20 protein-coding genes are annotated in these 23,128 nt (G+C 60.7%); 11 read left to right on the top strand and 9 right to left on the bottom strand.

All coding sequences use genetic code 11. The features are described from left to right. Positions 1-50: 50 nt before the first annotated feature. From phnE (CKW20_RS13840) to CKW20_RS13820, 5 genes are all read right to left on the bottom strand, one after another. A complete protein-coding gene (gene phnE / locus CKW20_RS13840; protein ID WP_095053405.1) occupies positions 51-818 on the bottom strand; it encodes a phosphonate ABC transporter, permease protein PhnE in 768 nt (255 codons plus the stop codon). Beyond that, on the bottom strand, positions 815-1,642 hold the full coding sequence (gene phnE / locus CKW20_RS13835) for a phosphonate ABC transporter, permease protein PhnE (protein WP_095053404.1): 828 nt from the start codon (positions 1,640-1,642) through the stop codon (positions 815-817). Before phnE (CKW20_RS13835) ends, phnE (CKW20_RS13840) begins: the two co-directional genes overlap by 4 nt. Further along, positions 1,636-2,433 carry a phosphonate ABC transporter ATP-binding protein gene (locus tag CKW20_RS13830; RefSeq protein ID WP_095053403.1) on the bottom strand — a complete coding sequence of 266 codons (798 nt, stop codon included), beginning with the start codon at positions 2,431-2,433 and terminating at the stop codon, positions 1,636-1,638. Before CKW20_RS13830 ends, phnE (CKW20_RS13835) begins: the two co-directional genes overlap by 7 nt. Further along, on the bottom strand, positions 2,430-3,281 hold the full coding sequence (locus CKW20_RS13825; protein ID WP_095053402.1) for a putative selenate ABC transporter substrate-binding protein: 852 nt from the start codon (positions 3,279-3,281) through the stop codon (positions 2,430-2,432). The genes CKW20_RS13830 and CKW20_RS13825 overlap by 4 nt, the downstream gene beginning before the upstream one ends. 159 nt (positions 3,282-3,440) lie before the next feature. Then, complete coding sequence (locus CKW20_RS13820; RefSeq protein ID WP_095053401.1) at positions 3,441-3,662, bottom strand: hypothetical protein; 222 nt, start codon at positions 3,660-3,662, stop codon at positions 3,441-3,443. A gap of 499 nt (positions 3,663-4,161) precedes the next feature. Between CKW20_RS13820 and CKW20_RS13815 the strand changes: the two genes are divergently transcribed. Next, on the top strand, positions 4,162-5,145 hold the full coding sequence (locus CKW20_RS13815; protein ID WP_176466893.1) for a GlxA family transcriptional regulator: 984 nt from the start codon (positions 4,162-4,164) through the stop codon (positions 5,143-5,145). Between the two features lie 110 nt (positions 5,146-5,255). Here CKW20_RS13815 and CKW20_RS13810 read toward each other — a convergent pair whose 3' ends face one another. Both CKW20_RS13810 and CKW20_RS13800 read right to left on the bottom strand, forming a co-directional pair. Further along, positions 5,256-5,636 carry a RidA family protein gene (locus tag CKW20_RS13810; protein WP_095053399.1) on the bottom strand — a complete coding sequence of 127 codons (381 nt, stop codon included), beginning with the start codon at positions 5,634-5,636 and terminating at the stop codon, positions 5,256-5,258. Positions 5,637-6,217: 581 nt separating this feature from the next. Beyond that, on the bottom strand, positions 6,218-6,859 hold the full coding sequence (locus CKW20_RS13800; protein WP_095053398.1) for an FMN-dependent NADH-azoreductase: 642 nt from the start codon (positions 6,857-6,859) through the stop codon (positions 6,218-6,220). A gap of 94 nt (positions 6,860-6,953) precedes the next feature. On the opposite strand from CKW20_RS13800, the gene CKW20_RS13795 reads away from it, so the two are divergent. Further along, the gene (locus CKW20_RS13795; RefSeq protein ID WP_095053397.1) at positions 6,954-7,808 is read left to right on the top strand and encodes a LysR family transcriptional regulator; all 855 of its coding nucleotides are present in this window, start codon (positions 6,954-6,956) and stop codon (positions 7,806-7,808) included. Positions 7,809-7,903: 95 nt separating this feature from the next. On the opposite strand, the gene CKW20_RS13790 is transcribed toward CKW20_RS13795, so the two are convergent. Both CKW20_RS13790 and CKW20_RS13785 read right to left on the bottom strand, forming a co-directional pair. Then, positions 7,904-8,941 (bottom strand): AraC family transcriptional regulator, encoded by a 1,038-nt coding sequence (locus CKW20_RS13790; protein WP_095053396.1) that lies wholly within the window; start codon positions 8,939-8,941, stop codon positions 7,904-7,906. 9 nt (positions 8,942-8,950) lie between these two features. Continuing rightward, the gene (locus tag CKW20_RS13785; RefSeq protein WP_095053395.1) at positions 8,951-9,865 is read right to left on the bottom strand and encodes a GGDEF domain-containing protein; all 915 of its coding nucleotides are present in this window, start codon (positions 9,863-9,865) and stop codon (positions 8,951-8,953) included. A gap of 472 nt (positions 9,866-10,337) precedes the next feature. Here CKW20_RS13785 and CKW20_RS13780 point away from each other — a divergent pair, with 472 nt between their 5' ends. The 9 genes from CKW20_RS13780 to CKW20_RS13740 all read left to right on the top strand — a co-directional run bounded on the left by CKW20_RS13780 (position 10,338) and on the right by CKW20_RS13740 (position 23,120). Further along, the gene (locus CKW20_RS13780; RefSeq protein WP_095053394.1) at positions 10,338-12,866 is read left to right on the top strand and encodes a TonB-dependent receptor; all 2,529 of its coding nucleotides are present in this window, start codon (positions 10,338-10,340) and stop codon (positions 12,864-12,866) included. 63 nt (positions 12,867-12,929) lie between these two features. After that, positions 12,930-14,843 (top strand): phytase, encoded by a 1,914-nt coding sequence (locus tag CKW20_RS13775; RefSeq protein ID WP_095053393.1) that lies wholly within the window; start codon positions 12,930-12,932, stop codon positions 14,841-14,843. A gap of 96 nt (positions 14,844-14,939) precedes the next feature. Continuing rightward, positions 14,940-15,650, top strand: coding sequence for a protein TolQ (gene tolQ / locus CKW20_RS13770; protein WP_095053392.1), 711 nt, complete (start codon positions 14,940-14,942; stop codon positions 15,648-15,650). A gap of 13 nt (positions 15,651-15,663) precedes the next feature. Further along, a complete protein-coding gene (gene tolR, locus CKW20_RS13765; RefSeq protein WP_095053391.1) occupies positions 15,664-16,110 on the top strand; it encodes a protein TolR in 447 nt (148 codons plus the stop codon). Continuing rightward, complete coding sequence (locus CKW20_RS13760; RefSeq protein ID WP_095053390.1) at positions 16,107-16,907, top strand: energy transducer TonB; 801 nt, start codon at positions 16,107-16,109, stop codon at positions 16,905-16,907. Before tolR ends, CKW20_RS13760 begins: the two co-directional genes overlap by 4 nt. Positions 16,908-17,003: 96 nt before the next feature. After that, positions 17,004-18,224 (top strand): helix-turn-helix domain-containing protein, encoded by a 1,221-nt coding sequence (locus tag CKW20_RS13755; RefSeq protein ID WP_095053389.1) that lies wholly within the window; start codon positions 17,004-17,006, stop codon positions 18,222-18,224. 37 nt (positions 18,225-18,261) lie between these two features. After that, entirely contained in the window at positions 18,262-18,891 is a 630-nt protein-coding gene (locus CKW20_RS13750) for a PQQ-binding-like beta-propeller repeat protein (protein ID WP_095053388.1), read from the top strand. 101 nt (positions 18,892-18,992) lie between these two features. Then, positions 18,993-19,715 carry a DUF2238 domain-containing protein gene (locus tag CKW20_RS13745; protein WP_095053387.1) on the top strand — a complete coding sequence of 241 codons (723 nt, stop codon included), beginning with the start codon at positions 18,993-18,995 and terminating at the stop codon, positions 19,713-19,715. A gap of 204 nt (positions 19,716-19,919) precedes the next feature. Next, positions 19,920-23,120: a glycogen debranching N-terminal domain-containing protein gene (locus CKW20_RS13740; protein ID WP_177434532.1), complete on the top strand. Its 3,201-nt coding sequence runs from the start codon at positions 19,920-19,922 to the stop codon at positions 23,118-23,120. Positions 23,121-23,128: the final 8 nt, after the last annotated feature.

Here is a 23,128-nt window from a genome sequence, read left to right as displayed (position 1 = left end):
TTTGCATAGCTTCGAAGACCCACTGAACGATTGCCCGGCACCGAAAGCAGTCAAGCTTTGACCCAGCGTTGACGGCTCCAGCTACTCAATGTATCGACGGCGAGTACCAGTAACAGCATGGCCAGAATAACCGTGCTGGCTTGAGCTTCCTGGAACAGGCTGAGGCTGACATAGAGCATTTGCCCCAAACCACCGGCGCCGACGAAGCCGAGCACACTGGCCATGCGGATATTGTTTTCCCAGCGGTACAGGACGTAGGCCAGTAGCTGCGGCAACAGGTTAGGCAGTGTGCCGTAACAGAAAGCCCATACGGGATTGCCGCCCTGCAGGCGAATGGCTTCGGCCGGTTCTGGAGGGGTGTTTTCCAGCGCCTCGGCGAACAGTCGACCGAGCACGCCGGTGGTGTGCAGGGCTAATGCCAGGGTACCGGCATTGGGGCCGAGACCGGCGGCAAGGACCATCAGCGCGGCCCACACCAGTTCCGGAACCGCGCGCAAGGCGTTGAGCACCAGGCGCGATGCGCTCTGCAATGGCCAGCCGAAGCGCCCGGCCGCAGGCAATGCCAATAGCAGACCGAGTACCGCCGCGAGCAGGGTGCCAAGGGCAGACATGGCAATGGTTTCCAGGGCGCCGTGGCCGATGGCTTGCAAATGGCCGGCGCTCAGGTCCGGGCTGAGAAAACGCTGCGCATAAGCACCCATCTGCTTCAGATTGCCGGTGCCGCCGAGCTCACCGAGGTCGATGCCCAGGTAGCTGAACGAGGCGATCACCGCTGCGCCGATGCAGAGCAGCAGTGCCAGGTTGATCAGGCGATTCATGTCAGCCTCCAGCGCAACAGTCGGCTGAGTTGATCGGCGAGCAGTACCAGTACGAGAAACGTCAGTAACAAACTGGCCACTTCACCGCCGGCGAACATGCGCAACGACAGATCCATTTGCTGGCCCAGACCGCCGGCACCGACAAAGCCCATCACCACCGAGGCACGGATGGCGCATTCCCAGCGGTACACCGTGTACGACAGCAGTTCCGCAGCGACATTGGGCAGAATCCCGTAGCAAAAGGCAGCAAGCCGACCGCTGCCCGATTGCAGTAGCGCGTGGACCGGGCGCTGGTCGACCGACTCGAAAATTTCCGCGTAGACCTTGCCCAGCATGCCGCTGTAGGTAATGGCAATGGCCAGTACCCCGGCAGTCGGACCGAGGCCCACGGCGCGCACGAACAGCAGGGCCCAGACGATTTCCGGCACGCTGCGCAGGAAGATCAGTAAACCACGTACAGGCCAACGCAGCAGCTGACCCCAATAGCTCGGATGGCCGGCGCGAGAGGCAGCAGACAGCGACAGAGCACGGCTGGCCAACAGGCTGGCGGGGACTGCCAACAGCAACGCCAGGGCCATGCCGGCCGTGGCGATGGCCAGGGTTTGCAGGGTGGCTTGCAACAACAGATCAATGAATTCTTCGCCATGGGCCGGTGGCCAGAAGGCGGATACAAACCGGCCCATCTCGCTCTGACTGTCACTCGCCACCAGCACGCTGAGGTCCAACTCGCTGAAGTGGATGCCCGGCCACAGCAAGGCAAGGGCCAGCAAGGTGAGCAGCAGGCGGGGCCGGGTGGCGGGATCTCGGGTATCACGGGTCAGCATCGGGGAATCTGCACACTCAAGGGTGCCGGAGCAATCGGTGGGGACAGCAGTTGTTCGTTGGCGTAGAGCTTGTCGAGCAACTCTCCATCAACTTCGCTGGCCGCAAGGTCGAACAGGATCTGTCCATCACGCAAGCCTATGATGCGGGAAAAGTGCGCCAAGGCCAGCTCCACCGCATGCAGGCTGGCGACCAGGGTGACGTTGTGCTGCCGGGCATGGCGACAGAGCACCGAAAGCGTGTGCTGGGCCAACACCGGGTCCATGGCCGATACCGGTTCATCGGCCAGCAACACCTCGGGTGCTTGGTACAACACACGGGCAATACCCACGCGCTGTAGCTGTCCACCGGACAGTTGCTGGCATTGCGCGAACAACTTGTCACTCAGGTCCAGCCTGGCCAATGCCGCGCGTGCGCCCGGAATATCCAGTGGATGCAACAGGTTCAACAGGCTCTTGCCCAGCCCCCATTGACCCAGCTTTCCGGCCAGAACCGCGGTGACCACGCGCTGGCGCGGTGGCAGAGGAGGCGACTGATGGATCAGGCCGATGCGCGCGCGCAGACGCTGGCGCTGACGGGCAGAAAGCTGCCAGGCTCGCTCGCCGAGCACCTGCAGCTCGCCGCTGCCCGGTCGCAGGGCGGTGGCCAGCAGATTGAGCAGGCTCGACTTACCGGCGCCGGACGGGCCGATGATGGCCACCTGTTCGCTTGCACCGATGTGCAGGTCCACGCCACGCAGCGCATGGACGCCGTTGGCGTGGGTAAGGCTGACCTGGGTCAGACGCAATGTCATTTGAGCAGTTCGGCGGCGAGGGCGGCTTCCTCGATGCCCTTGTAGTTCTCAGGCTTGGTTTCGATGAATCGACTGGCGGCCTGCAGATCCAGAATCTCCTTGTCCGCAGGCTTCGCCGGATCGAGAGCCAGGAAGGCAGCCTTAATCTTGGCCGCCAGCGCTGGGTCGAGGGTCCCGCGCACTGTCCAGTTGTAGTCGAAGTAGGCCGGGGTGGTCGCAAACACTTTGACTTTGGTGGTGTCGACCTTGCCGGCAGCGACCAGTTTTTCCCACACGCTGGCGTTCAGTACCCCGGCGTCTACCTTACCGGCCTGGACCCAGGCGACGGTGGCGTCATGGGCGCCGGAGTAGCCGACGCGACTAAAGTAGGTTTCAGGCTTGATGCCGTCCTTGAGCATAAAGTAGCGCGGCATAAGACTGCCCGACGTGGAGGACACCGAGCCGAATGCAAAGGTCTTGCCCTTGAGATCGGCGAGGGACTTGACGGCAGGGTCGGCGGTGATGAATTTGCTGGTGAATTGGGCGTCCTGTTCGCGCTGCACGAGTGGAATGGCATTGCCGGTTTTCAGGCGTGCCTGCACGAACGTGAAGCCGCCCAGCCAGGCCAGGTCGATTCGATCGGTGGCCAGCGCTTCGACCACGGCCGGATAGTCGCTCACGGGCACGAACTCGACCTTCATGCCCAACTGTTGTTCCAGATAGGCGCCAAGTGGCTTGAACTTGCGGAGCAGTTCGGTAGGGGCTTCATCGGGAATCGCGCTGACTTTCAGCGTATCGGCGGCCTGCGTCAGCAGGGTGCAAAAAGACAGGGTCAAGCCGACGGCCAATGCCAGGGTGCGCTTGAGCATGGAAAATCTCCGGGTATTAACGAAAGAATGTCGAGGCGCCAAGCACACGCTGATGGCTGCCTGGCGCTTTGTGAGGGTAGACGAAAGGAGCGATATTGACCGGTTTTGGCCCAATTGCAATCTGTTGTATTAACCGGGTCTCGCCCCTCCGGCATTTTGCTAATTACCGTCCGCCACTTTCCGTTCTATCTCCGCTATTTTTCGCCTGAGCTCTTCAGCCTCCCGCTCCTGGTTTCGCGCTTCATCTAAACTTTCGGCGTCACTGTCGCTGTCCTCAAGTTCTCTTTCGACCACATCGACGGGTTTGCCAGACGTATCGGTAGGCGGGACGTTCGAGGTCGTTTCTGATTCGTCATCATTAACACGGTCATCATTGTTCATTTCGCTCACCTCCATTGGCCTACCCATTGGATTCAGCGCTATGGAGGGAGTTCGATGATAAAGACCCGCTTCGTCACGGCTTTCAACTGGCCTGATCGGTCGCATAATGGTGCTAGGGGGCGTTCTTAGTTAGTTTCACCGCCGCGTTGTCGCCTTAAAGCGGGCCAGGCAAGGCGCAGGCCGCTGGGAATGGTTGTTCCCTTTCCAATGCCTGCAACGCAGCCTGGCCCGCTTTAAGGCACAACCCGAAGGGCCGGGCCTGCTGTTGTGCAGGGCTGCGTTGCTCGAAGCTTATTTGGAATGACCAAACCACGCTTCTCGCGCCTTGCCCTGCACAACAGCAGACCCGGCGCGGCGGTGAAACTAATTGAGAACGCCCCCTAGGGCTTTTTGAGCTTCTGCAGGTAGCATGACGCTTTATTAGCGCACCAAATGGCAGATTGGTTAACGTAACCGAGTGGGTCGAACATTGATCGAGCGACGTCAATTCAGCGGGGGCATGAAAGGGAAAAACCTCCGCTATCTGAATGAAAACCCAGGCGAGCCTGCTCGAATGACTCGGGCGGGCTTTTTGCTGCTCGAGCATTTCTCGCTGCCCGCGTTCACGCAAGCGCTGGACACGATTGTCACCGCCAATCTTCTGCGCCCCGGGTTGTTCTCTTCCCGAACGTTCGGCTTGAATGAAGGAGAGGTCATCAGCGATCTGGGCCTGGTCATTCGGCCCGATGCCCGTATCGATTCTTCAGCTATTCACAATCTGGACCTGCTGGTCATTTGCGGCGGCTACAGGACAGAACTGAAGGCGACTGATGAGTTGATCAGCCTGTTGCGAATGGCAGCAGACCACGGTGTCAGTCTGGCCGGGTTGTGGAATGGTGCATGGTTCCTGGGCAGCGCAGGCTTGCTCGATGGTTACCGTTGCGCCATTCACCCCGAACATCGTCCCGCACTCGCGGAAATCTCCAAGGCGACGCATGTCACCAGTGAGCCCTATGTCATCGATAGAGACCGGCTCACTGCTTCTAGTCCTTCGGGGGCCTTTCATATGGCGCTGGACTGGATCAAGGCGCTGCACGATAAAGCCCTGGTCGAGGGTATCGAGGACATCCTGGCTTTCGAAGAGTCTCGTTATCGGCGCATCAAACCGGCTGAAAATATCTGTGTGAGCGCGCCGTTGCGAGAGGTGGTCAAGCTGATGGATGCCAACCTCGAAGAGCCGCTGGAGCTGGAGCAGTTGGCGGTCTACGCCGGCCGTTCCCGGCGACAACTCGAACGCTTGTTCAAGGAGCAACTCGGAACAACCCCGCAGCGCTATTACATGGAGCTGCGCATCACCGAAGCGCGTCGACTTCTCCAGCACACAGAGCTGTCACAGGTAGACGTGCTGGTTGCCTGTGGCTTTGTGTCGCCCAGTCATTTCAGCAAGTGCTATAGCTCGTACTTCGGCTACAGGCCTTCCAAGGAAAAGCGGCTGGTCAAATAAAAGCCGCTCTTTGAGTACCGGCGAGGATTCCCGACGGCAAAAAACTTGCTGTCGGGAATGGCCCGGTGGCGGCCGCTCGCTGGAACAGTGCCACCGGATAAGTCCCGGACTCAGCCCTTGGCCGCCATCGCGGTCACTTCCACGCGCATCCCTTCGACTGCAAGGGATGCCACACCAACGGCAGCGCGAACCGGCCAGGGCTTTGCGAAGAAGCGCTTGTAGACCTCGTTGAAATCGGCGCGGTCGGCCATGTCAGTGAGGTAGATGGTCAGATGCAGAACCCGGTCCATGGAGCTGCCGGCTAGTTCCAGCGCAACCTTGAGCGCTTGCAGGGTGCATTCACTCTGCAGGGTGATGCTCCCCAGCTCCAGGCTGCCGTCGGCGCGGGTGGGGATTTGAGTGGAGACCAGCAGGCCGCCGAAACCGGCGACGTCGGAGGAGATGGATTCCGGGTCTGGGTCGGGTAGGAAGGTGAGGTCGCGGTTTGCCATGGGGGATCTCTTGCTTGAGGGGGTGAGAGGGCGGTTGTGTATGGGGCGGCTGGCAGCGGGCCAGATCAGCCAAGCCCTGATGCCGATAAGTTAATCATTTTCAACTGTAACGCACTCTCTGTAGCTGCTACAGCTGAATGCTGGTTTTGCCATCTGGTGGCCGACGACATTCGTCTTGGCCGTTTACTGGCACCGTTCGGTTTTCACCAAAGTGACTACGCCTATGTTGCGAAGCGAAGTCCGGAACACAATAAGAAACTGGATCTGTTTTGCACGTGGCTGGCTTGTCAGGTCGAACAGGACAGCTTGGGGGTAATGCCCGTCAATTAAGCTGCAATGCTATCTGTAGCAGCTGGCGAAGCCTGCGTTCGGCTGCGTAGCAGTCGTAAAATCAGCCACTGCGGTGCGTCAGGTGGACCGCGTTAGCCGAATTCACGACTGCTTCGCAGCCGAACGCAGCCTTCGGCAGCTGCTACAAGGAAATGCGTCGCGGCTGAAATTACTTAACTGATTGGCATTAATCTCTAGAGATCGCCCATTTTTTTGCTTAACGGGATCAACCAGCGAGAACACTTGAAGCGTCAACCAACGAGACTATCTGCCAGCCTCATGGCCTGCTGGATCGCGGCCTTACGCGCACCAAGGTCAACGTCTTCCCCCAGGATGGTTTTCTCGACACTCACCGAGTGCACATCACTCACGCCGATAAATTGCAGCCAGGCTTCCACGTAGGGCTTCTGAAAGTCGAAGCGCTCCGCCGGCGTGATTGACTGCGCCGAAAAATCCAGGCCGCGGGCGTACATCACCACGGCGGTTTTGTTATGCAGCATGCCTTGCAGACCGCGTTCCGGGTCGAAGCTGAACAGGATGTCTTTCTGCGACACCAGATCGATGAAGTGTTTGAGTTTGTACGGGATGCTGAAATTCCACAGCGGTACGGACATCACCAGCACGTCCGCGCGATGCAGGTGCGCGGCAAGATCTTTCAAGGTGTTCCAGGCGTCTTGCTGCGCCGGGGTCAAGGGCGTGCCATTGAGCCCGGCGTATTTGGCATCCATTGCCAGTTCGTCGAATTCCGGCAAAACCATGTTCCAAAGATCGAGGGTGATGATTTCGGTGTCTGGGGTGTTTTCTTGATAACGCGCAATGAAGCTGCGGGCGACTTCAAGGGAGGCCGACCGCTGTTTGCGCGGGGAACATTCGATATGCAGAAGGGTGGTCATGGGTGCCTCGGATGGGTGAGATGGACGCATTGCAACATAGTTGTATCTGGAATATAAATCGTGAATAAATTAGTTATTGATTACGTATAAAACTATGTTCGATGCTGTGCTGCTCAAAACATTTGTCACGGTCGTCGATGAAGAAGGTTTCAGTCGCGCAGCCGAAAAACTGCACCTGACCCAATCTGCGGTCAGCGGTCATTTGCGGCGACTGGAAGAACAGGTCGGTAAACCGCTGTTGAAGCGTACGACCCGCTCCCAGCATTTGACGCCCGATGGCGAGCGCCTGATCGCTTATGCGCGGACGATCCTCGCGCTGAACCGTGATGCCTGGGCGCAACTGACGCGCACGCCGTTTCACGGGCGGGTGCGGATCGGGGTGTCGGAGGATTTTGTCGAACCGCGATTGCTGCGGGGTTTTCAGGATTTTGCGGCGCAGTACCCGGGCATGGAAATCGATGTGCAGGTGGGCATTCCTGGCACGTTGCTGAACCTGATGAAGCAAGGCGATCTTGAGTTGGTCATCGGTTCTCTGTGCGAAACCAGCGAAGCAGGGTTGCTACTGTGGCAAGAACCGCTGGTGTGGGCCTGGTCGGCGCAACCCGTCACCCGGTTACCGACACCGTTGCCGTTGGCGCTGTTTCCTGAGCCCTGTCCTTATCGTGAGATAGCGTTGAGGCGGCTGGCTCAGGCGGGGATCGCCCAACGTACGGCGATGTCCTGCACCAGCACCGCCGGGTTGCGAGCGGCGGCGTTGGCTGGTTTCGCGGTGGCGCCGATGACGGTCAGTCAATTGGGGCAGGGACTGGCGGCGCTGGGTGCGGAGCAAGGGTTGCCGGATTTGCCGGATGCGCAGTTTCGGTTGTTTACCTCTGCTGAAGCGGATCAGGCGATCGTGGCAGCGCTCTCTCAGCTCATTGTGGAGTATTGCTCCACGCGAAGGGCTTGACTGCCTGGGTCGATACTGAGGCATTGCTCGACAGCTCCTACAAGCACCGAACGCAGCCTCGCGGGCTCGACAGCTCCTACGGATCGCATGACTCTTCAGCCGGTGTTGAACAACTGACGGATCAGGTTGGGCGTACTGCCAGTCCAGCGCTTGAACGAGCGGCGGAAGTTTGCCGCATCGTTGAAACTCAGGTAGTCGGCCACTGCTTCGTTGCTGAACCCCTTGATCTGGTACAAGTACAGGGCCACGTGTTTGCGCACCAAATCCACCTGTTGCTGGAAACCTGTGTCGTGTTTTTGCAGTTTGCGCTTGAGGGTCGCGGGGCTCATGGCGAAGGCCTGGGCGGCTTGTTCCAGGCTTGGAGTGTGGCGCACGTGGCGCTGTAAATAGCGGTACAGGCAGTCGAGAAAACTCGACGTACTGCCCAATTGCTCCAGTTGCCCCTGAGCTTCTTGACGGGCGACCTGGCCAGCAATGGCCGACGCATCGGGCCATCGCTGGGCGAGAAATTCCCGGGGGATGCGCATCAGGTCCAAAGGTCGGTTGAATTGAGTGTGCTCGCCCAAATGCACCCAGTATTGCTCGACATAACGGGGCTCTGCATGGCTGAAACTGCACTCCCACGACAGACGCTGACCGCTCAGCGCGCGACTCATGGCCACCAGCGAGGTCATGCTCGCTTCCAGCAGAAAACGCCATTGCTCGCCGGCCCCGCAACTGTCCAGCCAATAGAGATAGGCGTGTTTTTCATCCAGCACCAATCGCGGCGTCATTAACGGGCTGAGCAGCGCCTGTTGCTGCACCAGGGTGTCGAGTGCCTGGTGCAGGTTTTGTGCATGGCGCAGGGCGTGGCTGGCGGCGCCGTAGTGTCCGGGCAACAGGCGTTGGCCAAAAAGAAAGCTGCTGTCATCGGCATCCAGCAGGCGTCGAGTGTTGCCGATCAGCCCAAAAAACTGCTGAGGGCTGAGGCGCGTCTGGCCAGCCAGAATGTCTTCATGAAACAGCCCCGTACCGCGTAGCAGACGATGGCTGTCGATATCCCGGGACAGTGCCAGATCGATCAGGGTTGCCGGCTGATAATGCCCGGGAATGAAGCGGCTGTCGGTTTCGTACCAAGTGGTTTTCAGGGTCATGGCCGCGCCTCAGGCCGTTTTTGCCAGAGGCTGCTTGGCCCGGGCCAACGCCAGGTTAAGGCGCTTGAGCAGGTCGTCCGGCGACTCGTTCAGCGCCATCACCACCGCCGTGCTCGCTGACAATTGCAAGCGTTCGCCGTGCTGCCGGGTTTTGTGCGCCAGGCCCTGCACCGCTTGTTGCAGTTCCAGCGCCAGCAACCGTGCCTGGCTCTCGCCGGTGTTGGGCAGTAGCACCACGAAACGATCGCCGGCCAGTCGGCAGAGCAAGTCCTGGCGCCGCAGATTGAGCAGCAATAAATGACTGAGCGCTTGCAGCACGGCGTCGCCTTCGGCATGCCCAAAGGCCTGATTGATGGCCGAGAAGTTGTCCAGGTCCAGCGCCAACAACGACATCGGCTGTTGTTGGCCGTGACTTTCCTCAAGGCTGCCGGCCAGTTGCCGCTTGAGGTAATCGGCGCCGCCCAATGGCGTGAGTTTGTCGAACAAGCGGTGCTCGCGGAACAGCCGCTCGCGTTTCTCCATCTGTGCGCTGATCGCCAGTTGTTCGCGGTGCCAGTGATAGATGCCGATGGTCAGCAGGATCATGCCGACCGGCATCGGCCCGGACTCCAGCCAGTGATCCCAAGTGATGCTGTCGGGCAGGCGGATGAACTCGTCGAGGCTGTCGATCCACCAGGAAAAAAAGATCCCGCTCAAACCCAGCGCCAGGTAATTGGTGACGCGCCCGGCCGGCCGACTCTTGAGCACCAACCCCAGCCAGACCAACGCCAGCAGCGCCGAACCGCCTTCACCGACGATGTCCAGCCAGACCCATTCGCTGACCGGTTTCACCTCGCCGCAGGCCAGATGCAGAAGTAACCCCAGGTTGGCGGCCAACAGCAGCAGGGCGAGTTTCCAACGGTGGGGTTTGAGCACTGAGAACATGGCCGCGATCCTTTGGCGAAGAAGCAATGCGCGCCAGCACAGCAGATGTTTGTGACAGTCGGGTGACTGGGGTGTGAGGCAGGTGTGAGGTCGAATCAGCTCATGGTGCAGCAAGGTTTTCTGGCTGGCGCAGAACCTGTGGGAGCGGGCTTGCTCGCGAAAGCGGTGTGTCAGTCGACATCAATGTTGACTGTGCCGCCGTCTTCGCGAGCAAGTCGAATCGTCGCACCGCCGCTCCCACATGGATTGCGCTTAGCTGACTGACAGGTGGGCAAGCCTCCTCACCACAGAAGCATTGTCAGCAGGAACCAGTCATTTCAGCTCACTTCCCTCCCCGAAACCCCGCAAAACCCCGGTTTACCGCCCCTCCCGTCAGCCCCTGTCACAGAACCGTCATCCCCCGTCCCTAGCGTGCCCTCCCAGTTGCCGGGCCTCTTGCCTGGCGTTAACGGACTCCTGGGGGAGGACATTCATGTACAAGCGCAGCAGCACCGCAGGAGTGGTCGGTTTCACGCTCACCGCCCTGGCCATGGCGATCGCCAGTGAACGCCTGAGCGCCGCCGAAACCGTGGCGAACACCGAACACGTCGAAGTGGTGGGCCAGGCGGCGAGCATTGACCAGGCGCTTAAGGAGCAGCGCAGTTCCGACAGCATCAAGAGCGTGGTGCATGCCGACGGCGTGGCGCAGTTGCCGGACGAAAACGTCGCCGAAGCGGTCCAGCGCCTGCCGGGAGTCAGCGTCGAGCGCGACCAGGGCGAAGGGCGGTTTGTCAGCGTGCGCGGCCTCGGTCCGGATCTGAACAGCGTGACCATCAACGGCACACTGGTGCCATCGCCGGAAAGCGAGCGTCGGGCCGTGGCCCTCGATGTGCTGCCCTCGGAGCTGGTGCAGTCCTTGTCGGTAATCAAAACCCTGACCCCGGACATGGACGCCAACTCCTTGGGCGGCACCGTGGATGTGAAAAGCCTCTCGGCCTTCGATCACAAAGGGCTGTTCTACACCGGCAGCAGCGAAGCCAGTTACGACAAGAGTACCCACCAGATCAGTCCGAAATTTTCCGGCGCCATCAGTGATCGCTTCAGCCTTGGCGACGGCATCGACAACTTCGGCGTCGCTGCGGCGCTGAGCTGGCAGAAGCGCGACTTCGGCTCGGACAACGTCGAAACCGGCGGTGCCTGGGACTTCGAGCAAGGCGCCAAACTGCAGGAGTTCGAGCAACGCGATTACGACATCAGCCGTGAACGCGCCGGTGGCGGCCTGAACTTCGATTACAAACCCGACGACCTCAGCAGCTATTACCTGCGCACCCTGTACAGCCGCTACAAGGACAGCGAGACGCGCAATTCCACTAGCCTCGAATTCGCCGATCCGCTGGCGGCGGGGGAGTTGGGCGACGCCGAAGGCTCACGCAAACTCAAACAACGGGAAGAGACCCAGGAAATCCAGTCCTACGTATTGGGCGGCGAGCGCATGTTCGGCCTCTGGACCCTCAGCGGCCAGGCCGGCTACAGCCGTTCCAGCGAAGACAGCCCGGGCCACATCGCCAACGCCGCGTTTAATGGCACCGACGACTTCGCCGACAGCGGTTTTTACGACACCGAAAAGCCGCGGCCCATCATCGGTCAGAGCTTCTACAACCCGGACAACTTCAGCCTCGATAAGGTCGATTGGGAAAAACAGAAAACCACCGACACCGAGAAAAACCTGCGCCTGGACCTTGCTCGCGACTACGACTTCAGCGGCTATGCGTCCCAGGTCAAATTCGGCGGCAAGGTTAGCCGCCGCAACAAAGACAACAACCTCGACGCCTGGGTCTATGAAGATTTCGACGATCTGGGTTTCAGCGATGAACAGCTCAACCTCAGCCGATTCCAGAAAGGCACCGTGGATTACCGCCTCGGCCAGTTCGGTCCGGGCATCAGTGGCAGCGCCATCAAGCAGTTGATCGGTGGCCTGAATCAGGCGGACTTCTATGACGAGACCGAATCGCGGGTCAACGACTTCAAGATCAGCGAAGACATCAACGCCGGCTACCTGATGAACACCATCGATATCGATGACTGGCGTTTCATTGCCGGCATGCGCTACGAAGGCACCGAGTTCGAAGCCAAGGGCACGGGCGCCACCGATGGCGAGTTCCAGTCCACCGAAACCAAACGCCGTTATCACCACTGGTTGCCGGGCCTGCATGCGCGCTATCAACTGGACAAGAACACCCAGGTGCGCGCGGCCTGGACCAAGTCCGTGGTGCGCCCGACCTTCGGCCAACTGGCGCCGGGTTTTGTCATCGACGATGACGAGGCGACCTTCGGCAACCCGGACCTCAAGCCACTGGAATCCAGCAACCTCGACCTGGGCATAGAGCACTACATGGGCCATGCCGGCACGGTCTCGGCGTTCGTGTTCTACAAAGACATCAAGAACTTCGTCTACAACACTGACCTGGCCGGCACCGGCGCCTGGGCCGATTTCTCCGAGGCTCATACGTTCGCCAACGGCGACAGCGCCAAACTCTATGGCCTGGAACTGGCCTACTCGCAGAAATTCGACTGGCTGCCAGCGCCCTGGAACGGTCTGCTGCTAGGCGCCAACGCCACCTTCAGCCGCTCCGATGCCGAGATCGAAGGCTTCGACGCCGCCAGTGGTATCAACCGCAAGCGCAGCATCGATTTGCCCAACCAATCGGACACCGTCGGCAACCTGATGCTCGGTTGGGAAGACGACAAGTTGAGCCTGCGCCTGTCGGCCAACTACAAGTCCGATTACCTTTTTGAGCTGGCCTCGATCAACGACAAGGCCCACGACCTGCACGTCGATGCCCAGACCTTCGTCGATTTCAGCGCGCGGTATTCGCTGACCAAAAACCTGCAAGTCAGCTTCGAGGCGCAGAACCTCACCGACGAGCCGTACTTCGTCTACACCGGCAACCGCTCCTACAACGGCCAATACGAAGAATACGGCCCGACCTACAAGCTCGGCCTGACCTTCACCCACTTCTAAGCCCCGGGGCGGCAGCCCGGTGCTGCCGCCGTGACGGATGCACGACAAGGACTTTGCCTGTTCATGAGTATTTCGTGGTTACCCAAACACGGTCTGCTGACCACACTGATCAGCTTGACCATCGGCCAGACCCTGGCGGCCGCGCCGAACCTGAGCCTTTCACCCTGGGCGCCGAACCTGGCGGTCGACGCAGTGGCGTTTTTGCCCTCCGACCTCGGCCCCGAACGCCTGGCCGCCAGCGAGCGTGACGGCTTGCTGCTGCTCGACGCGCAAGGCAAAGAGCTGGCACGCGTGAAAGGTTCGTTCAGCAGCCTCGACAGCCGCGCCGCCGGCCAACAAGTCCTGGTGGCCAGCCTCGACAACGCCCGTCAACAAGCGTTGCTGGTCAGCCTCGATCCAGCCAAGCGCAGTTGGGGGCAACCGGTGTATTTGCCGACGCGGGATTACCCGGTGAACGGTTTGTGCCTGTACCGCGACGAAGCCAGCAATTTGTTCCTGTTTCTGGTGGGCGAGGAGGGCAAGGGTGAGCAATGGCTGGTGGGTAATGGCGCCATTTTGAACCCACAACCGCAACGGGTGCGCGGTCTGCCACTGCCGCCATCGGCACAGTTCTGCCAGGTCGACGACGCGACCAATCAATTGGTGGTCAATGAAGAGAACGTCGGTTGGTGGGCCTACCCGGCGCATGCCGAAGCCGATGTAACGCGCGCACCAGTGGCCATGCGCGAACCGTTCGGCGAGATCAAACAGGCAGCGGGTGCGATGGCCCAGGTGCCGGGTGGCATCGTCGCACTCGATCCGAAAGCCGCGCAGTTGCATCTTTATCAGCAGCAGGGCGAACGCTGGACGGCTCAGGCCACCTTAGCGTTGCCAGGCTTGAACGAGCCGGAAAACCTCGCCCTGCGCCCAACGGCCAAAGGCTTGCAAGTACTGCTGCGCGACGATGACGACGGTCGTCTGTATCAGGGCGAGCTCGACTGGCAAGCCACACAGGTGCCCTTGGCGCCGGTGCTGGCGAACGTAAAAGCAATCAGCCAAAGCGACCCGGTAGGGCGCCAGGGCGATGCCGCGGATGATCCGGCGATCTGGATTCATCCGCAGCAAGCAGCCCTGAGTCGGGTGCTGGGCACCAATAAAAAGCAGGGGCTGATGGCGTACGACCTGCAAGGCAAGCTGTTGCAGGAATTGCCGGTGGGGCGGCTGAACAACGTCGATATACGGCCGAATTTCAAGCTCGGTCAGCAGACCGTCGACCTCGCGGTGGCGAGCAATCGCGATCACAACAGCCTCAGCCTGTTCAGCATCGACCGCACCAACGGTGAGTTGCGCAAAGCCGGGGAGATTCCCACGCCGCTCAAGGACATCTACGGCATCTGCCTGTTTCAACCGGCCAGCGGCGAAATCTACGCGATCGCCAACGGCAAGGACGGCACCTTCCTGCAATACCGCTTGAGCGCGCCGAACGGCAGCGTACAGGGCGAGTTGGTGCGTCAGTTCAAGGTCGACAGCCAGCCCGAAGGCTGTGTTGCCGACGACCAGCGCCAGCGCCTGTTTCTCGGTGAAGAGGACGTCGGCGTCTGGGCGGTGGATGCCCGCGCCGATCAGCCGCCGACGCTCAGCAGCGTGATCAAGGTCGGTGCCCAGTTGCAGGCGGATGTTGAAGGGCTGGCGCTCTATCAAAGCGCGGCGCAGGACTATTTGGTGATCTCAAGCCAAGGCAACGATAGCTATGTGGTGCTCGATGCTGAACCGCCGTTCGCGTCTCGCGGCGCATTCCGTGTCGGGCTGAACGCGGCGGCGGGTATCGACGGCGCTTCGGAAACCGATGGCCTGGAAGTCACTTCGGCCAACCTCGGCGGTCCCTGGAGCCACGGCATGCTGGTGGTGCAGGACGGCCGCAAACGCATGCCCGAGCAAACCCAGAACTTCAAATTCGTGCCCTGGGCCGAGGTCACCAAGGCGTTGAAATTGCCCTGACCCGGCCAGTCATCAACCTGTCATCACTATTTCATCGAATAGCTCAACGGCCGTCGCGCATCGACGGCCCGAGAGCGCCAGACAAGGAGTTTCACCATGCAAGCGACACTGGAACACATGACCATCTGGGGCCTGATCAGTGACGCCAGCCTGCTGGTCAAAGCCGTCATGCTCATCCTGTTGCTGGCGTCGGTGCTCAGCTGGTACCTGATCATCCAGCGCAGCGGCGTGCTGCAACGTCGCGAGCGGCAGCTGAATAACTTCATGCAGCGCTTTCGCAGCACTGCGGACCTGTTGCCGCTGTACCGCGAAACCGCACAGAGCACTGACAGCGAAGCCGGTGTCGAGCCGATTTTCCACGCCGGGTTTCAGGAATTCAGCCACCTCAAACAGCACTCGGGGAATGCGGCCAACGTGGTGCTCGAAGGCGTTGAACGGGCGTTGTACGTGGCCATCAGCGAGCAAGAAGTCCGCCTGGAGAAGGGCTTGCAGTTCCTCGCCACGGTCGGTTCCGTCAGCCCCTATATCGGCCTGTTCGGCACGGTGTGGGGGATCATGAATTCCTTCCTCGGCCTGTCCCAGGTGCAGCAGGCGACGCTATCCACCGTCGCCCCGGGCATCGCCGAAGCGCTGATCGCCACGGCCATCGGCCTGTTTGCCGCCATCCCGGCAGTGATTGCCTACAACCGTTTTTCGGCGCGCAGCCAAACCCTGCTGACTCGCTACTACGCCTTCGGCAATGAATTGCAGGTGCGTTTGCATCGCACCTTGCATAGCACGCCGATGAACCTGGCCGTCGCTGCCTGAGAGGAGAATGCAGATGCTCGTCAGACCGCAACGCAAGCACGGGCCCAAGGCCGAAATGAACGTAGTGCCTTACATCGATGTGATGCTGGTGCTGCTGGTGATTTTCATGGTCACCGCGCCGATGCTGACCCTGGGCGTAAAGATCGAACTGCCCAAAGTCGCGAGTGAAGCGTTGACCACCGATACCCGCCAACAAATCCTTACCTTGTCGGTGAAGGCCGAGGGCGGCTACTACTGGAACCTCGGCGGTGAACTGGATACGCAGCACCAGACCGACAGTGCGGTGGCGCTCGACGAGATGCGCGCCAAGGTCGCGCAAATCGTTGCCGAACGCCGTGACACTCAGGTTTACATTCGCGCTGACAAGGACGCCGGCTACGGCAGCGTGGTCGCGGCCATGGCGGCGCTGCAGCAGGGCGGTGTGAGCAACCTCGGGCTGGTGACCGAGGCCCCGCAATGACGGCGATGATCATGCCCAGTCCATCCATGACGTTGCGGGGCGCTGCCCGCAGCGGGTTCTGGAGAAACAGTCTGGCGGCGAGCCTGGCGGTAGGGCTGCATGCCATCGTACTGGCGTTGCTGGTGCATGGTTGGTCGCTGGAGAAACCACCGGTCGAACAGCCGGCGGTGTTGAGAACGCAACTGGTGATGCTGCCTCCGGCGCCGCAGCCACAGGCGCCTGAACCGGTAGCGGCGCCGACGCCGGAGCCGGAGCCGGTTGCCGAGGCGCCCATCCAGCCCGTCAAACCTGCGATCGATCCGCAGATCCAGGCGCAAAAACTTGAACAGGCCGTCCTTGCGCGCAAACGCGTCGAAGACAAAAAACGCGAACGCCAGGCCGAGCAACAACGCCAGCGTCAGGAGACAGAAAAACGCACTCATGACCTCGAGCAGCAACGTCAGGCCCAAGAGCAGGCACAACGCGCCGAACAGTCCCGTTTGGCCGCCGAACGCGCGCGTCAGCAGGCCGCCCAAATAGCTGCTGACAGCCGCCAGTACCTCCCTCTGAGCAAGGACGCGCCGGACTATCCGCAACGGGCGCTGGATAAAAACATCGAAGGCGATTGCACCGTGGAATACACCGTCAATCCGCAAGGCAAAATCGAGAACCCCAAGGTGCTGGACGGTTGCCATCCGTTGTTCATGCGCCCGTCGCTGGCCGCCGCCAACACCTTTCGTTACCAGCCGAGAATCGTCGACGGCCACGCGGTTGCGGTGCCGGCCGTGCGCAATACCTTTCACTACCGGATCAAGTAAGCGGCACTCCTAGCGGATTGGCGTGCGGCTAAGCGGTCGTGAGATAGACTGATCAGCGGGCATCGGACGGTGGGGGTGACAGGTGGCGCGTTTCAGATGGATTCGCTGATCACGGCGGCGGCGCGTGCGCTCGCGGCGGGTGATCCCCTTGGTGCGCTGAACCGCATCGCCTTGCGCGACGATGCGCCAGCCCTCGCGCTTCGCGGCATCGCGATGGCGCAGCTGGGCGACCTTGTGCGCGCGAAGGCGCTGGTGCGCAGCGCCGCACGTGCCTTCGGGCCGAAGGAGGCCCTGGCCCGCGCGCGATGTGTCGTCGCCGAAGCCGAAATCGCGCTCGCCTCGCGGGACCTGAATTGGCCAACCAAGGCACTCGATGCCGCGCGGGCAACGCTTCAGGCGCACGGCGATTGGGTCAACGCCGCCCATGCGCGGTACCTCGAGATCCGCCGCTTGCTGCTGATCGGGCACCTCGACGAGGCTGAGCACCGGTTGGCCGAGCTTGATCCGACGCCACTACCGCCCGCATCGAGGGCGATCTACGAACTGGTCGTGGCGGGGATCGCGATGCGCCGCCTGCAAACAAAGATGGCGCGCGCTGCACTTGAACGTGCCGAGCGTGCCGCACGACACGCCGGTATCCCCGCGTTGACGGCAGAGATCGAAAGCGCTTCCCGCATCCTCGACACGCCGGCGGCACGACTGATTGTCGGTGGTCAGGAACGGCCGCTGCTGCTGGATGAAATTGAAGCGTTATTGGCATCCCCCACACTGGTCGTGGACGCATGCCGGTATGTCGTGCGCGACGCTGGCTCGGCGGTTTCACTCGCCCGGCGTCCGGTGTTGTTCGCGCTCGCCCGGGCGCTGGGCGAAGCGTGGCCCGCCGACGTGCCGAGGGAGACACTGATTGCGCGAGCCTTTCGGATGAAAGTCGCGGATGACTCCCATCGCGCGCGCTTGCGCGTCGAACTCGGGCGGTTGCGCGGGGCGCTGCACCTGATCGCCGATGTAGTCGCAACCTCGCGAGGGTTTGCGCTGGTGCCGCACGTTGCGCGTGACGTCGTGGTGCTGGCGCGGCCTGTCGAAGAGCCGCATGCGACGCTGCTCGCCTTCCTCGCTGACGGCGAATCGTGGTCAAGTTCGGCCCTGGCGTTAGCGCTTGGCGCCAGTCAGCGCACCGTGCAACGGGCTCTCGACACGCTGGCGGTTGCCGGCAAGGTGCAGTCGTTCGGTCATGGCCGGGCGCGTCGCTGGATGACCCCGCAGGTTCCGGGATTCGCGACGGTATTGTTACTCACGGGATTGCTGCCGGGTGACTAGCATCGACTTCACCACCCTAGTGAACGAGGAGCAAGACATGAAACATTCAATGGCCGAAATCATCCGCGAATACGGACCCTTTCCAGGCGTCGACAGCGTGCACGGCGTCACCCATGACGGCCAGCAGGTCTGGTTTGCCTCCGGCGACAAACTCAACGCCCTGGATCCTGCGAGCGGCAAAACGCTGCGCTCGATCGATGTCGCCGCCCATGCCGGCACAGCCTTCGACGGCCAGCACCTGTTTCAGATCGCCGAGGATCGCATCCAGAAAATCGACCCACAAACCGGCCGTGTGCTCTCCACCATCCCCGCGCCCGGCGGCGGTGGCGACTCGGGGCTGGCCTGGGCCGAAGGGACGCTCTGGGTCGGTGAATATCGCGAGCGCAAAATTCATCAGGTCGATCCCCAGACCGGGGCAGTGCTGCGCACCCTCGAATCCAACCGTTTCGTCACCGGGGTGACCTGGGTCGAGGGCGATCTGTGGCACGGCACCTGGGAAGGGGACGAGAGCGAGTTGCGGCGAGTCGATCCGGCAACGGGCGAGGTGCTGGAGAGCATCCAGATGCCGGCAGGCGTCGGGGTCTCCGGCCTTGAGTTCGATGGCCGCGACCGGTTTTTCTGTGGCGGCGGCAACAGCGGGAAGGTGAGGGCGGTGCGCCGGCCTTAATAAGCGTGGGGGGCGGGTATTGGGCCGCAACCCGCCCAGAAAAAACGAACTTGCGAAACGGCCGTGTCTCGAATTTAAAAGACTCGAGAAGAAGGCGCCCAATGAGCAAGTCGATAGGCGCAAAAGACCTGAGTACTCACAGCAGACCTCTGCCGGTCATGACGCCCAAGGAGCATCCGCGATACGACCTGGTGCTGTTGATTGCATTTCTCCTCATCGTCGCAGCGCTGGGGATTTCACCCCATAGTCGAGTGGATTGGGTCCTGGAAAACCTGCTGGCCCTGCTGCTGGTGATGGTCCTGGTGGGCGTTTACCGACGGTTCCGTCTGTCTGCCGTTTCCATCAGCCTGGTGTTCGTTTTTCTGTGTATTCATGAGCTGGGGTCGCACTACACCTATGCGCTGGTGCCTTACGACCGCTGGTGCTCAGCCTTGACCGGGATCAGCCTGAACAAAACCCTTGGGTTTGAACGCAATCATTACGATCGGCTGGTCCATCTGACCTATGGGCTCTTGATGGTGTATCCGATTCGGGAAGTGCTTGTGCGAATCACGCCGCTGCGCGGTTTTTGGGTTGGTTTCATCGCGCTGAACATCGTGCTGTCGACCTCGGCTGTCTATGAAATCGTGGAATGGATAGGGGGGCAGTACTTGGGGAAAGACACGGCGAAAGCTTTTGTCGCTGCACAAAATGACCCATGGGACTCTCAGGCTGACATGGCGCTGGCAGTGGCAGGTGCCTTCTTCACGCTATTGGTTGCCTGGTTCAGGCGACGGTTGTTTCATCGAAATGCTCAATTAAATATCTTCGAAAAAAATTCATAAGTTCTCATTGAATGATGTCGATAAGCCGCCAATTGCTCAGAAGTCTGGAGAGCGGCGACCGGTGAGCCCCAAGGCGTATAACCGGATGGAACTGTTGCAGCAGGCGTACCGTCAATCGAGGACAGGGCCGCCAGATCCGAGTGAGAGGAAACACCGAGGTGCTGGAGGCCATTATCCTTCGACCCCATGACGGAGGGCCTCTCCATGAGGATCGCTCAGATCGCGCCGCTCACCGAACGTTGTCCGCCCCGTTTGTACGGTGGCACTGAGCGGATCGTGTCTTATCTGACCGAAGAGCTGGTGCGCCAGGGCCACGATGTCACGCTCTTCGCCAGCGGCGATTCGCAAACCTCGGCACGCCTGGAGTCAGGTGCGCCCCAGGCCCTGCGGTTCGATCCACATGTCAAGGACGGGTTACCTCATCACATCCTGATGCTCGATCATGTCCTGCATCAGGCGGATCAATTCGACGTGATGCATTTTCATGTCGATATCTACCATTTTCCCTTGATTCGACACTTGGCCGGGCGCAGCGTGACCACGCTTCACGGGCGTCTGGATATTGGGGATTACCAATCCTTTTATCCTCACTTTCCCGAGGTGCCGCTGGTTTCGGTGTCCAAGGCGCAACGCACCCCGGTGAAGGGTGACGTCAATTGGGTGGGCAATGTCTATCATGGCATTCCGGGCGATCTGCTGACCTTCAATCCTGAACCGAGCGGCGACTATCTGGTGTTTCTGGGGCGCATCTCTCCAGAAAAACGCCCGGACCGGGCCATCGAGATTGCCTCAAAGACCGGGTTGTCATTGAAGATCGCAGCCAAGGTCGACAAGGCTGATCAGGTTTATTGGGAAGAAGTCATCGCACCGATGATCGCGACCCATCCGAATGTCGAGTTTCTCGGCGAGATCGATGAATCGCAAAAGGCAGACTTGCTGGGCAATGCCCGCGCATTGATCTTTCCCATCGACTGGCCCGAGCCGTTCGGTCTGGTCATGATCGAAGCCATGGCCTGCGGCACGCCGGTGATTGCGTTTGGTCAGGGCTCCGTGCCGGAAGTGATCGACGAGGGCGTGTCCGGTTACATCGTCGATGGCGTCCCAGGGGCTGTAGCGGCGGTGCAACGATTGTCAGAGCTGGATCGGCGCAAGGTGCGGGCCAGGTTCGACGAACGGTTCACGGTCGAGTGTATGACCCATCACTATCTGGAGTTGTATCGCCATCTGACGGCGGGCAACACCTATGGCCATCCCTCCACACCCTTCGATATTCCGGCCACCGCGTCGCTGCAAGAGTTGCGCTTGCGCAACCTGAAAAACAACGACACCTTCGCGGTGTTCGATCCCAATGGCGACGTGCTGTTTGCGGACGACAGCCCGCAAGGGATTTTTCATACCGATACCCGACACCTGTCCGGGCTCTATCTGACACTTAACGGCGCGCGGCCGTTGTTGCTCAGTTCCACGCTGCGTGATGACAACGCGATGCTGACCTGCGACCTGACCAATCCGGACCTGTTCGATGCCAATGGTGAAAAAATTCTGCACCACGATTTGATCCATTTGCGCCGCTCACGGTTCTTGTGGAAGGGCTCCTGTTACGAACGCCTGACCCTGCGCAATTTCGACGATTCGCCGCAGCATCTGCAATTGAGAATCCAGTTCGCGGCCGACTTCAAAGACCTGTTCGAAGTTCGCGGTGCCCGGCGCCCGCAACGCGGAGAAGGGCATAGGGCAGAGATTACCGATGAAGAGGTGGTGCTTTCCTACACCGGCCTGGACCACAAACGGCGCATGACCCGCTTGCGTTTCGCCCCGGTGCCGGCCAGCCTGACCTGCGATTCGGCGTTGTTCGAAGTCCGTCTGGCCCCGGGGGAAAGCCAGTCGCTGTTCATGGACATCAATTGCGGCGTGCAAAACCCGCCGTTTACGGTGCGCCACGGGTTCTTTATTTCATTGCGCGATTCCCGGCGTGAGTTACGCACATTCTCTTCGCGGGCGGCCTCTGTGGTGACCTCCCACGATGTGTTCAACGAGGCGGTCAGCCGCAGCGTTTCCGACCTCTACATGCTCATGACCAAAACCCCCGAGGGGTTGTATCCCTATGCCGGCATTCCATGGTTCAGCACTGTTTTCGGACGAGATGCGCTGATCACGGCATGGGAGATGCTGTGGTTCGATCCCGGTATCGCCAAAGGCGTACTCGGGCATCTGGCCGCCAACCAGGCAACCATTGTGGACCCTCACGCTGATTCTGAGCCCGGTAAAATCCTGCACGAAATAAGGCTGGGGGAAATGGCCGAGTTGGGCGAGGTGCCGTTCAGACGCTACTACGGCAGCATCGATTCCACGCCACTGTTCGTCATGCTGGCCGCCGCGTATCTGGAGCGCACCAATGACCTGGGCACACTGCGTCAGCTCTGGCCCAATATCGAAGCGGCGCTGACCTGGATCGAGGAATACGGCGACCGGGATGGCGATGGTTTTATCGAATATGGCCGGCAATCCGCCGAGGGGCTGATCAATCAGGGCTGGAAAGACAGCCACGATTCGGTTTTCCATGCCAATGGGCAACTGGCCGTGGGCCCGATTGCGATTGTCGAAGTTCAGGCCTACGTATACGGCGCTTGGACCGGCGCCGCAAAAATCGCCCGTCGGCTGGGTGATCCGGACCGGGCCCAACGCTTGAAATACAAGGCTCAACGCTTGCGCGAAGAATTCGATAACCGCTTCTTCGACGAAGAACTGGGCACTTATGTATTGGCGCTGGACGGTAACAAGAAGCCCTGTCGAATCCGTACCTCCAATGCCGGCCATGCCCTGTTCGCGGGCATCGCTTACCCGGAACGCGCGGCATCGGTCGTCGACGCCCTGATGGACCGCTCATCCTTTTCAGGCTGGGGCGTGCGCACCGTTGCGTCTTCCCAGGCTCGCTATAACCCGATGAGTTATCACAACGGCTCCGTCTGGCCCCACGATAATGCGCTGATCGCTGCCGGCTTCGCCCGCTATGGTTACCGTCGGGACGCGGCGCGGATTTTCGAAGGCCTGTTCGCCGCGTCGACCTACATCGATCTGCGGCGCCTGCCCGAACTGTTCTGCGGCTTTGCCCGGCAACGCACCCAAGGGCCGACGTTCTATCCAGTCGCCTGCATGCCCCAGGCCTGGGCCGCCGCTGCGCCGTTGTCGATGATTCAGTCGTGTCTGGGGATGAGCTTTCGGCCGAGGAAACTCAACATCCTGTTCGACGAACCGGTGCTCCCGGCGTTTCTGGACACCATCGCCTTGCGGCGTTTGGCAGTGGGGGCTGAATGCGTGGACTTGATGCTCCGGCGCTCGGGGGAAAACGTCATGATCGAGGTTCTCAATCGCCAGGGCCCGGTGCGGATTTTGAGTACCAGTTAGCAAGAGGG

Source organism: Pseudomonas sp. Irchel s3b2 (genome assembly GCF_900187445.1).
GTDB lineage: Bacteria > Pseudomonadota > Gammaproteobacteria > Pseudomonadales > Pseudomonadaceae > Aquipseudomonas.
This window is presented reverse-complemented; position numbering and strand designations above follow the sequence as displayed.